Here is a 12,064-nt window from a genome sequence, read left to right on the forward strand (position 1 = left end):
GCGATCATTGTGCACCGCGCCATGATCGCCCCACATTTGGCCGCCACCTTTCCCGCTCGCTAGATTGATCGGGACGACGACATGATGCGCTCCTTCTCGCGCAGCCCGCTGCCGGCTCGCCGGCCACTTGCCCTCCGCTTTGCCGCCCCTCCGCTGCTGGCCTTGACGCTGGTGGCGCCGGCTGGCGCGCAGACGATCGGCGCTGCGACACCGGCGACCTCCGCCGCCGATCCCTGGAACGGCATCGCCGTCGTCATAACCCCGCCCGCTGACGACACCTCCCCCTATGAGGCCGCGCAGGACGCCGATGCCGAGCCCACGCAGCCCGAAACCGCGACCGCCGCGCCGGAGGAGCCGGAAGCGGACGATCACGCGCCCTCTCTGTGGACCATCCTCACCCTCGGCCTCGGCGGCGAGACGCCCGAGCCGCCGAAGGAAGAGCCCGCACCCAACCAGCTGATTTCCAGGCCCAAGCCTGCGGTCGCGAAGAAGACGAGCGACTTCCCCACCAGCCTCGAGCTGAAGCAGGGTCCGGCCAGTGTCGCCATCACCACCACCGCGAGCGGCTCCGCGCCAAGCTCGGGTCCGCTGAACGCCAGCGCAGGCGGAGCCTCGGGCGAAGTGAAGGGCCGCGTGGGCCTCGAGCAGGACAATCTGTCGATCTATTCGACCGGCACGCTCGGCGCCTCGGCCAGCACCAGCTCGCCCACGCTCTCCGACAACCTCGCCGTCGGCAGTTCCTACAGCGTCCCGCTGGCCCCGCTTGGCCTGGGGCAGGAGAAGCTCGGCGCCAGCGTCGAGGTGGACAATTCGCACACATTGACGACAGGCGTCGAGCTGCGCGCCCCGCTCGGCACCTATGAGCGTTTCATTTCCGTGGAGCGCTCCACCCCCGCGGATTCGAGCGCCAGCGGCGTGGTCAAGGCCGGCGTGCTGGGCAAGTTCTAGTCCGCGGCCGGCCGGAAGCTCCGGCGGCATGCTCTCCGGCGTTGCCCTGCAAGCCTTTTGCTGGTATTAGCCCGCCCGTCCGTGGCCTTTTCCGCACCCCTGGAGGCGTGCCACGACGCAAACCGAAAGCCTGAAGGAACGGGCCGCGCGAGCGGCCTTCTCCTTTTGCAACCATGTAAGGAATTAGCCATGACCGCCATCAAGGAACTGAAGGCGTCGGCGCGCGCGAATGTGGGCAAGGGGGCCGCTCGCGCAGAACGTCGCGCCGGTCGCGTGCCCGCCGTCATCTACGGCGCCGGCAAAGCCCCCATCGGCATCACGCTCGACTACACCGAGATCACCCGCACCATCTATGCGGGCCATTTCCTCACCACGCTGTTCAACGTCGACGTCGATGGCGAAAAGCACCACGTCATTCCGCGCGACTACCAGCTCGATCCGATCAAGGATCTGCCGCTGCATGTCGACTTCCTGCGCGTGACTGCGGGCACCAACCTGACCGTCGATGTGCCGGTGCACTTCCTCAACACCGACACCGCTCCCGCCATCAAGCAGGGCGCCACGCTGAACATCGTCGCGCACGCCGTCTCGCTGCACGCGCCGGCCGACGCGATCCCGGAAGCGATCGAGGTCGACGTGTCCAAGTACGGCTTCGGCGACTCGATCCACCTGTCGGCGATCAAGCTGCCGGCGGGCGTGACCTGGGCCGGCCATGGCGACGACACGCTGGCGACCATCACGGCCCCGTCGGGCCTGAAGGAAGCGGACGCAGACGATGCCGCCGCCGCTGCTGCGGACGCTGCCAAGTCCTGATCCGGCCGGGCTGATCTGCGGGCCGCCTCGGCCCGCGCGCCTGCCATAGCTCTTGGAGCCGGAAGCCCGCTTCCGGCTCCAGTCGTTTCTGCCGGAGCCGGTCCGCTCATGCCGGGTCGCCTCGGCGAGCAGAGCGCGCACCACCGGCCGGTCGGATCGCGCTCCAGGGAGATGATCGGTGTTCCTGTTCGCCGGGCTCGGCAATCCCGGGCCGAAATATGCCGGCAACCGGCACAATATCGGCTTCATGGCAGTGGACGCGATCGCCCGCCGCCATCACTTCTCGCCCTGGCGCCGCCGCTTCCAGGGCGCGGCCTGCGAGGGCGAGATCGAGGGGCAGAAGGTGCTGGCGCTGCTGCCCGAGACCTATATGAACGAGTCCGGGCGCGCGGTCGCCGAGGCGCAGCGCTTCTACAAGATCGAGCTGCGCGACCTCTTCGCGTTCCATGACGAGCTCGACCTGCCGCCCGCCAAGGTGCGCGCCAAGCTCGGCGGCGGCAATGCCGGGCACAACGGCCTGCGCTCCATCACCGCCCAGTGCGGCAATGATTACGGGCGCGTGCGCCTCGGCATCGGCCATCCCGGCGACAAGGCGCTGGTGCACAGCTACGTGCTGAGCGACTTCGCCAAGGCCGAGCAGGGCTGGGTCGAAGCGGTGTGCGACGGCTGTGCCGAGCTGGCGGGCCTGCTCGTCGCGCGCAAGCTCGAAGAGTTCCAGAGCCGGTTCCACCTCCTGCTGGAGGCGCGCGGCTTCGGCGCCGCCACCCAGCCCGGCGCCGACAAGCGCTAGCCCGGCCTCGCCTCAAGCACCGGCCCCTCTTGCGCCGGCTTCATCTCTTGCCTAACCACGGCGCCAACATCTCATCGGACAGAGCATCGCACCATGGGCTTCAAATGCGGCATTGTCGGCCTGCCGAACGTTGGCAAGTCGACCCTCTTCAACGCGCTGACGCAGACCGCGGCGGCGCAGGCGGCGAACTATCCGTTCTGCACCATCGAGCCCAATGTCGGCGACGTCGCCGTGCCCGATCCGCGCCTTGAGACGCTGGCCTCGATCGCCGGCTCCCAGCAGATCATCCCGACCCGGCTGACCTTCGTCGACATCGCCGGCCTGGTGCGCGGCGCCTCCAAGGGCGAGGGCCTCGGCAACCAGTTCCTCGCCAACATCCGGGAATGCGACGCCATCGCCCATGTGGTGCGCTGCTTCGAGGATTCGGACGTCACCCATGTCGAGGGCAAGCTGGCGCCGGTTTCCGACATCGAGACCATCGAAACCGAGCTGATGCTCGCCGACCTTGAGAGCCTTGAGAAACGCGCCGGCGCGCTGGAGAAGAAGGCCAAGGGCGGTGACAAGGAAGCCAAGGAACTGCTCGACCTGATGAACCGCGCCCTCGTGCTGCTGCGTGAGGGCAAGCCGGCGCGTCTGGTCGAGGTGAAGCCGGAGGAGGAGAAGGCCTTCCGCATGCTCGGCCTGCTCTCCTCCAAGCCGGTGCTCTATGTCTGCAACGTCGAGGAAGCCTCGGCCAAGAACGGCAACGCCCTTTCCGCCGAGGTCTTCGCCCGCGCCGCCGAAGAAGGCGCCAAGGCGGTGGTCGTCTCGGCCAAGATCGAGAGCGAGATCGCCGTTCTGCCCGCCGAGGAGCAGAAGGACTATCTCGAAGCCATCGACCTTGAGGAGCCGGGCCTCAACCGCATCATCCGCACCGGCTACGAACTGCTGAAGCTCGTCACCTATTTCACCGTCGGCCCGAAGGAAGCCCGCGCCTGGACCATCACATCAGGCACCAAGGCGCCGGGGGCGGCGGGCGTGATCCACTCCGATTTCGAGAAGGGCTTCATCCGCGCCGAGACAATTGCCTTTGACGACTACGTTAAGGGCAAGGGCGAGGCGGGTGCGCGCGATGCCGGCCGGCTGCGGCTGGAAGGCAAGGAATATGTCGTCGCCGATGGCGACGTGCTGCACTTCCGCTTCGCCAACTGACGGCGCTGCCGCACCATCACGCCTCTTGACCCGGGGAACGCGCTCCCGTGTGATCGCGTTCCGACAGGGTATAAAACGCGGCCGCATCGCTCGGCACGTGTTCGGCGACGGGCGGGAGTGCCATGCGGTTCTGGGAGGACTTCAATGAGGGCCACGTCGCGACCTGCGGGCGCTACGTGGTCGGGCGCGAGGAGATCATCGCCTTCGCGCGGGAATACGACCCCGCCCCCATCCATCTCGACGATTCTGCCGCCGAGGCGACGCGGCTGGGCGCACTGTCCGCCTCCGGCTGGCATCTGTGCTGCATCTTCATGCGCCTCGCCGCTGACGGCTTCCTGAACGAAACCGAATGCCTCGGTTCTCCCGGCATCGACGAGGCCCGCTTCCTCAAGCCCGTCCATCCCGGCACGGTGCTGAGCCTGCGCCGCGAGGTGCTGGAGACACGTTCCTCGAAAAGCCGTCCTGAACTCGGCCTCGTCAAATTCCGTTTCGAACTGATCGACGCCGAGAAGAACGTGATGGCCGATCTCGTCGGTACCATCATGCTCGGCCGGCGCAATCCCGGCTTCCGGCCGGCGTGAGGGGCGAGCGCGATGCTTTTCTTCGAGGATATCGAGATCGGCGCGACGACCCGGCTGGGCGCCCACACCTTCCGCGAGGAGGAGATGATCGCCTTCGCCCGCGCCTGGGATCCGCAGGCTTTCCACCTGGAAGCGGGAGCCGGCGCGCGCACCCATTTCGGCGGGCTGGTGGCGTCGGGCTGGTACACTGCCGCCATCGCCTCGAAGCTGCGGGCGCAGGCGATGGCGCGCGAGCACGAGATATTGCGCCGCCAGGGCCGCAAGGTGCCTCGCGTCGGGCCCTCCCCCGGCTTCAAGAACCTGCACTGGCTGCGTCCCGTGCGGGACGGCGACACGCTCTCCTTCGAGAGCGAGGTGGTGGCGAAGAAGCCGAGCAAGTCGCGTCCGGAATGGGGCCTCGTCTTCACCCACGACACCGCCACCGACCAGCACGGCCGCCTCGCCTTCGAGGTGACGAACTGCGTCTTCGTCGAGCGGCTGGAGGCGTAGCGCCTCGGGCGCGGCAGTCCACGCCGCGCGTTCCACCCCACTTAGTCCGCCAAACGAAAAGGGCCCCGTCAGGGGCCCTTCGCATCTCGTAGGAAAGCAGCGGCGCTCAGTGCTCGACGCTCTTCCACACCTTCTTCTTGGTGAAGTAGAGCAGGCCGGCGAAGATGATCAGGAAGATCATCACCTGGAAGCCAAGGCGCTTGCGCGCCTCGAGGTGCGGCTCGGCCATCCACATCATGAAGGCGGTCACATCGCGCGAATACTGGTCGACCGTCTGCGGGGTGCCGTCGGTGTAGGTCACCTGGTCGTCCGAGATCGGCTGCGGCATCTTGATGGCGTGGCCGGGGAAGTACTCGTTGTAGTGCGCGCCTTCGGGGACGGAGAACCCTTCCGGCGCATCCTTGTAGCCGTTCAGCAGGGCGTGGATGTAGTCCGGCCCCTGCTCCTGGTACTGGGTGACGATGTCGATCAGGAAGCCGGGGAAGCCGACCTCATAGGTGCGCGCCTTGGCCAGCGTCGAGAAGTCCGGCGGGTAGGCGCCGCCATTCGAGGCGCGGGCCGCCTGCTCGTTCGGGAAGGGCGAGGGCCAGCGGTCCGACAGGCGGCCGGGACGCTCGAACATGTCGCCGGCGTCGTTCGGCCCGTCCTGGATCTGGTAGCTCTCGGCCACCGCCTTGGCCTGCGCCTCGCTGAACTGCGGCCCGCCTTCCTGCGCGAGGTTGCGGAACGCGAACAGATGCGCGGAGTGGCAGGAGGAGCAGACCTCCTTGAACACCTGGAAACCGCGCTGCAGCTGAGCCCGGTCGTACTTGCCGAACGGGCCGGCGAAGCTCCAGTCCTCGCGGTGCGGGTGAGGCGTCCCCTCAGCGGCGAGCGCCGGGGCGAAGCCGAGGCCCAGCACCAGCGCGCACGCCGCGAGCGGGCGGAGGAGGGAGGAACGGAAGGACATGGTGTTGCTCATGATGTTCCGCTCAACCCTTCGTCTGCGGCGCCGAGACGCCGGCCGAGGCGGGAGCACCGCCCTTGTTCTTTCCCAACACCGCCTCGGTGATCGAAGCCGGCACCGCCTTCGGCTTCTCGAACAGGCCGAGCAGCGGAAGGATGATCAGGAAGTGCGCGAAGTACCACACCGTGAGGATGCGGCCGGCGATGACGTAGCCGCCTTCCGCCGGCTTGGCGCCGAGCCAGCCGAGCCCGATGCACACCGCCACCCAGATCCAGAAGAACTGCTTGAACAGCGGGCGGTAGCGGCCGGATCGCACCTTCGAGGTGTCGAGCCACGGCACGAAGAACAGCACGGCGATGGCGCCGAACATGGTGAGCACGCCGCCGAGCTTGTCCGGCACCGAGCGCAGCATGGCGTAGAACGGCAGGTAGTACCATTCCGGCACGATGTGCGCCGGCGTCACCAGCGGGTTGGCCGGGATGTAGTTGTCGGCGTGGCCGAGATAGTTCGGGATGTAGAACAGGAACCACGCGAAGAAGATCAGGAAGCACACCATGCCGAACCCGTCCTTGATGGTCGCGTAGGGCGTGAAGGGCACGGTGTCCTTCTCCGACTTCGGCTCGACGCCGGTCGGGTTGTTCTGGCCGACCACATGCAGCGCCCAGACGTGCAGCACGACGACGCCGGCGATCATGAAGGGCAGCAGGTAGTGCAGCGAGAAGAAGCGGTTCAGCGTGGCGTTATCCACGGAGAAGCCGCCCCACAGCCACTCGACGATGGTCGGCCCGACCACCGGGAAGGCGGAGAACAGGTTGGTGATGACCGTGGCGCCCCAGAAGCTCATCTGCCCCCAGGGGAGCACGTAGCCCATGAAGCCGGTCGCCATCATCAGCAGGTAGATGATGCAGCCGAGGATCCACAGTACTTCGCGGGGGGCCTTGTAGGACCCGTAATAGAGGCCGCGGAACATGTGGATGTACACCGCGATGAAGAACATCGAGGCGCCGTTGGCGTGCATGTAGCGCAGCAGCCAGCCATAGCTGACGTCGCGCATGATGTGCTCGACCGAGTCGAACGCCATCGACGCATGCGGCGTGTAGTGCATCACCAGCACCACGCCCGTCAGAATCTGGCAGACCAGCATCAGCGACAGGATGCCGCCGAAGGTCCACCAGTAGTTCAGGTTGCGGGGCGTCGGATAGGCGACGAAGGAGGAATGGATCAGGCCGACCAGTGGCAACCGGCTCTCGAACCACTTGAGTGCCGGATTCTTCGGCTCGAACGTGGAGTGTCCGCTCATCTGTCAGTATCCCTGAAGCTGGCTCAGCCGATGGAGATCTTCGTGTCGGACACGAACTTGTAGGGCGGAACCGCCAGGTTCTCCGGCGCCGGCCCGCGACGCACGCGACCCGCGCTGTCGTATTCGGAGCCGTGGCAGGGGCAGAACCAGCCGTCATACTCGCCCATGTGGCCGATCGGCACGCAGCCAAGGTGCGTGCAGATGCCGATGACCACGAGCCACTTCTCGCGGCCTTCGCCCTCAGCGGCGCGGTTCGCGTCGGTGGCGGGCGCGTCGGGGGCGAGATTCGCGTTGCGCGCGATCGGGTCGATCAGCACGGAGAGCTGCGTCGCCTTCGCTTCCTCAATGTCCTTCGCCGTGCGGTTCCAGACGAAAACTGGCTTGCCGCGCCACTTGACGGTGACGATCTGGCCCTCGGCGATCTGCGACAGGTCGACCTCGGTCGACGACAGCGCCAGGACCGAGGCATCGGGCTGCAGCTGGGAGATGAAGGGCCACACCAGGGCGGCGGCACCGACCGCGCCCATGGCGCCGGTCGCTATGTAGAGAAAGTCGCGGCGCGTGGTTCCCGCCGTCTCAGTTGCTGCCACGATGGTTCCCTTTCCCCTTATGCCTCTGACCGCTGCGCGAGCGCGCCACCGATGCTGCGAATCTTGCCGCGCGCAAACATGGCGGTGCAAAAGCACGGTCCACGGTCGACCCTACCTTCGAGTGCCTCTAATTGCATCCGAACCGTTGCTTGTCCAGATGAACGCAGTGCGGCAGTCCGTCCTGCCCCCGCCCTTTCGTCACATGCCGTAGAGTTGGCGGCAGCGGCTCCCGCATGGTGTGCGAGCCCTCCATCGCCGCCATCCCGCAACTTTCCACCGAAACATTCCCGACAATGACGCTCGCCCTCGCCCTCTACCAGCCCGACATCGCCCAGAATGCCGGTACTCTGGCGCGCACCGTCGCCTGTTTCGGCCTGTCGCTGCACATTATCGAGCCGGCGGGCTTCCCGGTCGGCGACGCCGGCTTCCGCCGTGCCGGCATGGACTATCTCGACCGCGCCGCCATCCGCCGGCATGCGAGCTTCGATGCCTTCGAGCGATGGCGCACGGAAGAGGGACGGCGGCTCGTGCTGTGCACGACGAGCGGCGCGGTGCCCTATGCCGATTTCACCTTCACCCCGACGGACGTTCTCCTGCTCGGGCGAGAAAGCGCCGGCGTGCCGGAGGAGGTGCACAGGCGGGCGCAGGCACGAATCATCGTGCCGATGGCACCTGGCCTGCGCTCGCTCAACGTTGCCGTGGCCGGCGCGATGATTCTGGGCGAGGCGCTGCGGCAGACGGGCGGGTTTGGAGCGTAACGCTCCCTACTCCGCCGCCACTTCGCGCTCGGCCTCGTCGGCGTCGAGGAAGCCACCGGACTGACGCTGCCAGAGCCGGGCATAGAGCCCTCCCCTCGCCACCAGCTCGGCATGGGTGCCGGTCTCGACGATGCGCCCGTGCTCCATCACCACCAGCCGGTCCATGCGGGCGATGGTGGAGAGCCGGTGGGCGATGGCGATCACCGTCTTGCCGGCCATCAGCTCGTCGAGATTGGTCTGGATCGCCGCCTCGACCTCCGAATCGAGCGCCGAGGTCGCCTCATCCAGCACCAGGATCGGCGCGTCCTTCAACAGCACGCGGGCGATGGCGATGCGCTGGCGCTGGCCACCGGAAAGCTTCACCCCACGCTCGCCGACATGGGCGTCGAGCGCGGTGCGGCCCTGCGGATCGGTGAGCGTCTCGATGAAGCCGTCGGCATGGGTGCGCCGCGCCGCCTCCCGGATCTGCGCGTCGGAGGCGCCGGGGCGGCCATAGGCGATGTTGTCCCGCACCGAGCGGTGCATCAGCGAGGTGTCCTGCGTGACGACGCCGATCTTCGCCCGCAGCGTTTCCTGCGCGATGGCGGAAACGTCCTGCCCGTCGATCAGCACGCGACCGCTCTCCGCGTCGTAGAAACGCAGCAACAGGCTCATCAGCGTCGACTTGCCGGCCCCCGAGGGACCGACCAGCCCGACCCGCTCGCCGGGACGGATGGCGAGGTCGAGATGGTCGATGACGCCCGAGCCCTTGCCGTAATGGAAGCTCACATCCTCGAAGCGGATCTCGCCGGCCAGCACCTTGAGGGCCGGGGCGCCGGGCTTGTCGACCACGTTGTGCGGGCGGGCGATGGAGAGGATCGCCTCCTGCACGGTGCCGACATTCTCGAACACGCCGGTGACCACCCACATGATCCAGCCGGACATGTTGGTGATGCGGATGGCAAGGCCGGTGGACAGCGCGATGGCACCCAGATTGATCGCCTCGATCGACCACAGCCACACGCCGAGCCCGCCCACGCCGCCCAGCATAAGGCTGTTGAGCACGCTCACCGACAGCGCCATGCGGGTGATCTGCCGCTGCTGGGCGCGAAACGTGTCGTTATGCGCGCCCATCGCCTCGCGGACATAGCTGTCCTCGCGGTCGGAATGGGCGAACAGCTTCACCGTCATGATGTTGGAATAGCTGTCGACGACACGGCCGCTCAACGCCGAATTGGTCTCGGACAGCGCCTTGGAAAGCGCGCGCACCTTCGGGATGAAATGGAACAGCGCGAGGACATACAGCGCGATCCAGCTGACGATCGGGATGGCGAGACGCCAGTCGGCCTCGGCGAACAATATCACCGCGCTCACCGCGTAGACGGTGACGTACCAGAGCGCGTCGATCACCTCGACCACGGAGCCGCGCAGGGCCGAGCCCGACTGCTGCACGCGGGTGGCGATGCGGCCGGCGAAATCGCTCTGGAAGAAGCCGAGCGACTGGCGCACCACCCAGCGATAGGACTGCCAGCGCACCAGGCTGGAAATATTGGCGGTGATGGACTGGCGCACCAGCAAATCATGCAGCGCGTTGGACAGCGGGCGCGCCACCACAACCACGAAGGCCATCCACAGCAGCAGCCCGCCATGCTCGGCGAAGATCGTCGTCGGGCTGGAGGACTGCAGCAGGTCGACGATCTGCCCGATGTAGCGGAACAGCGAGACCTCGACGATGGCGACGATGAAGGCCGCCCCCAGCGCCGCGACGAAGATCCAGCCCCCCTGCCGCACGAAGTGCCAGTAGAAGGCAAGCAGCCCCTCGGGCGGCCGCACCACGGGAGCGGGCCGGAACGGATCGACCAGATTCTCGAACCAGGCAAAGATTCGCGCGAACATGGCCGGCCTTCTGCGCTGGCGATGCGGCGCCAGTATGTCGGATGGCGGCACACAGGCGCAGCGATGCGTGTCACCTCGGCGTAAGGTAAGCGTTGCAAACAGGCCTTCCAATCGAAGGGGAGAACAGTTGATGCGGCCGCGCCATTCCGAGAACCACTTTGTCGACCGCGCCGGCTGGCTGCGCGCCGCCGTGCTCGGCGCCAATGACGGCATCCTCTCCACCGCCAGCCTCATCGTCGGTGTCGCCGCGGCCAATGCCGACAGCGGTGCGGTGCTGCTCGCCGGCATCGCCGGGCTGGTGGCCGGCGCCATGTCGATGGCGGCGGGCGAATATGTCTCGGTCTCCTCGCAGTCCGACACCGAGCGCTCCGATCTCGCCCGCGAGACGGCCGAGCTGGCCGCCGATCCCGCGGCCGAGCGCACCGAACTGGCGCTGATCTATGTGCAGCGCGGCCTCGATCCCGACCTCGCCGACAAGGTCGCCGGCCAACTGATGGCGAAAGACGCGCTCGGCACCCATGCGCGCGACGAACTCGGCATCACCGAAGTCACCACCGCCCGTCCGGTGCAGGCCGCGTTCGCCTCCGCCGCCAGCTTCGCCGCCGGCGCGGCGCTGCCGCTCGTCACCGTGCTGGTCGTGCCGGCCTCCGCGCTGACCTGGGCGGTCTCGCTCGGCGCGCTGGTCTTCCTGGCCTTGCTCGGCATGCTCGGCGCCAAGGTCGGCGGTGCGAACATGGTGAAGGCCGCCACCCGCGTCACCTTCTGGGGCGCGCTGGCCATGGCGCTCACCTACGCCATCGGGGCGCTGTCGGGCACGATGGTCTGAACGCTTCCCGCCGTCCGCGTGACGCTCTAAAAGCACGCCATGCGTTTCAGGGAATTGCCATGACGTCCGCCCTCTCCGCCGATATCGAGACCCGCAAGCAAGCCGCCCGCCTCTGGTTCGAGGAACTGCGCAACCGCATCTGCGCCGCCTTCGAGCAGTTGGAGGACGAGGCGCCGGACGCGCTCTATCCCGGCGTGCCCGGCCGCTTCAAGCGCACGCCATGGGAGCGTACCGACCATGCCGGCGGCAAGGGCGGCGGCGGGGTGATGTCGCTGATGCATGGACGCCTGTTCGAGAAGGTCGGCGTGCACTGCTCGACCGTGCATGGCGAGTTCGCCCCCGAATTCCGCAAGCAGATTCCCGGCGCCGAGGACGACCCGCGCTTCCACGCCACCGGCATCTCGCTCATCGCCCACATGCACAACCCGCATGTGCCGGCGGTGCACATGAACACGCGCTTCGTGGTCACCTCCAAGGCGTGGTTCGGCGGCGGGGCGGACCTGACCCCGGTGCTGAATGCCCGCCGCACGCAGGAGGACCCCGACGCCATCGCCTTCCACGCGGCGATGCGCGGCGCCTGCGAGGGGCGGCCGCACATCGACTATGCCCGCTACAAGACGTGGTGCGACGAGTATTTCTTCCTGCCGCACCGGGGCGAGCCGCGCGGCATTGGCGGCATCTTCTATGACTGGCTGGAGTCGGGCGACTGGGACGCCGATTTCCACTTCACCAAGGCGGTCGGCCTCGCCTTTCTCGACATCTATCCGCGCCTCGTGCGGGCGAATTTCGCAACGCCGTGGAACGAGGCCGAGCGCGAGGAGCAACTCGTCCGCCGCGGGCGCTATGTCGAGTTCAACCTGCTCTACGACCGCGGCACCATCTTCGGCCTGAAGACCGGCGGCAATATCGAGTCGATCCTCTCCTCCATGCCGCCCGTGGTGAAATGGCCCTAGCACC

The 12,064-nt window shown here is 67.4% G+C and carries 12 protein-coding genes and 1 pseudogene; 9 read left to right on the forward strand and 4 right to left on the reverse strand.

Translation table 11 applies throughout. The features are described 5' to 3' along the window. Window positions 1-81: 81 nt before the first annotated feature. From ACO2RV_RS19605 to ACO2RV_RS19630, 6 genes are all read left to right on the forward strand, one after another. Window positions 82-948: a hypothetical protein gene (locus ACO2RV_RS19605; protein ID WP_423295927.1), complete on the forward strand. Its 867-nt coding sequence runs from the start codon at window positions 82-84 to the stop codon at window positions 946-948. 189 nt (window positions 949-1,137) lie between these two features. After that, complete coding sequence (locus ACO2RV_RS19610; protein WP_423295928.1) at window positions 1,138-1,761, forward strand: 50S ribosomal protein L25/general stress protein Ctc; 624 nt, start codon at window positions 1,138-1,140, stop codon at window positions 1,759-1,761. Window positions 1,762-1,939: 178 nt separating this feature from the next. After that, the gene (pth, locus tag ACO2RV_RS19615; RefSeq protein WP_423295929.1) at window positions 1,940-2,551 is read left to right on the forward strand and encodes an aminoacyl-tRNA hydrolase; all 612 of its coding nucleotides are present in this window, start codon (window positions 1,940-1,942) and stop codon (window positions 2,549-2,551) included. Between the two features lie 93 nt (window positions 2,552-2,644). Further along, window positions 2,645-3,742: a redox-regulated ATPase YchF gene (gene ychF, locus ACO2RV_RS19620; protein ID WP_423295930.1), complete on the forward strand. Its 1,098-nt coding sequence runs from the start codon at window positions 2,645-2,647 to the stop codon at window positions 3,740-3,742. A 122-nt stretch (window positions 3,743-3,864) separates the two neighbouring features. After that, complete coding sequence (locus ACO2RV_RS19625; protein WP_423295931.1) at window positions 3,865-4,323, forward strand: MaoC family dehydratase; 459 nt, start codon at window positions 3,865-3,867, stop codon at window positions 4,321-4,323. Window positions 4,324-4,335: 12 nt separating this feature from the next. Then, the gene (locus ACO2RV_RS19630) at window positions 4,336-4,812 is read left to right on the forward strand and encodes a MaoC/PaaZ C-terminal domain-containing protein (protein WP_423295932.1); all 477 of its coding nucleotides are present in this window, start codon (window positions 4,336-4,338) and stop codon (window positions 4,810-4,812) included. Window positions 4,813-4,918: 106 nt separating this feature from the next. On the opposite strand, the pseudogene ACO2RV_RS19635 reads toward ACO2RV_RS19630, so the two are convergent. The 3 genes and pseudogenes from ACO2RV_RS19635 to petA all read right to left on the reverse strand — a co-directional run. Next, window positions 4,919-5,728: pseudogene (locus ACO2RV_RS19635) on the reverse strand (cytochrome c1); the annotation flags it as partial. Between the two features lie 55 nt (window positions 5,729-5,783). Beyond that, window positions 5,784-7,058 (reverse strand): cytochrome b, encoded by a 1,275-nt coding sequence (locus tag ACO2RV_RS19640; protein ID WP_423295933.1) that lies wholly within the window; start codon window positions 7,056-7,058, stop codon window positions 5,784-5,786. 23 nt (window positions 7,059-7,081) lie between these two features. After that, window positions 7,082-7,648, reverse strand: a complete 567-nt coding sequence (petA, locus tag ACO2RV_RS19645) for a ubiquinol-cytochrome c reductase iron-sulfur subunit (protein WP_423295934.1) — start codon at window positions 7,646-7,648, stop codon at window positions 7,082-7,084. A 293-nt stretch (window positions 7,649-7,941) separates the two neighbouring features. Here petA and ACO2RV_RS19650 point away from each other — a divergent pair, with 293 nt between their 5' ends. Then, the gene (locus ACO2RV_RS19650) at window positions 7,942-8,406 is read left to right on the forward strand and encodes a tRNA (cytidine(34)-2'-O)-methyltransferase (RefSeq protein WP_423295955.1); all 465 of its coding nucleotides are present in this window, start codon (window positions 7,942-7,944) and stop codon (window positions 8,404-8,406) included. A gap of 6 nt (window positions 8,407-8,412) precedes the next feature. Here ACO2RV_RS19650 and ACO2RV_RS19655 read toward each other — a convergent pair whose 3' ends face one another. After that, a complete protein-coding gene (locus ACO2RV_RS19655) occupies window positions 8,413-10,281 on the reverse strand; it encodes an ABC transporter ATP-binding protein (protein WP_423295935.1) in 1,869 nt (622 codons plus the stop codon). A 130-nt stretch (window positions 10,282-10,411) separates the two neighbouring features. Between ACO2RV_RS19655 and ACO2RV_RS19660 the strand changes: the two genes are divergently transcribed. Continuing rightward, complete coding sequence (locus ACO2RV_RS19660) at window positions 10,412-11,107, forward strand: VIT1/CCC1 transporter family protein (RefSeq protein ID WP_423295936.1); 696 nt, start codon at window positions 10,412-10,414, stop codon at window positions 11,105-11,107. 59 nt (window positions 11,108-11,166) lie between these two features. Further along, a complete protein-coding gene (gene hemF, locus ACO2RV_RS19665) occupies window positions 11,167-12,060 on the forward strand; it encodes an oxygen-dependent coproporphyrinogen oxidase (protein WP_423295937.1) in 894 nt (297 codons plus the stop codon). Window positions 12,061-12,064: the final 4 nt, after the last annotated feature.

The organism is Ancylobacter sp. VNQ12, assembly GCF_049445835.1.
Lineage (GTDB): Bacteria > Pseudomonadota > Alphaproteobacteria > Rhizobiales > Xanthobacteraceae > Ancylobacter.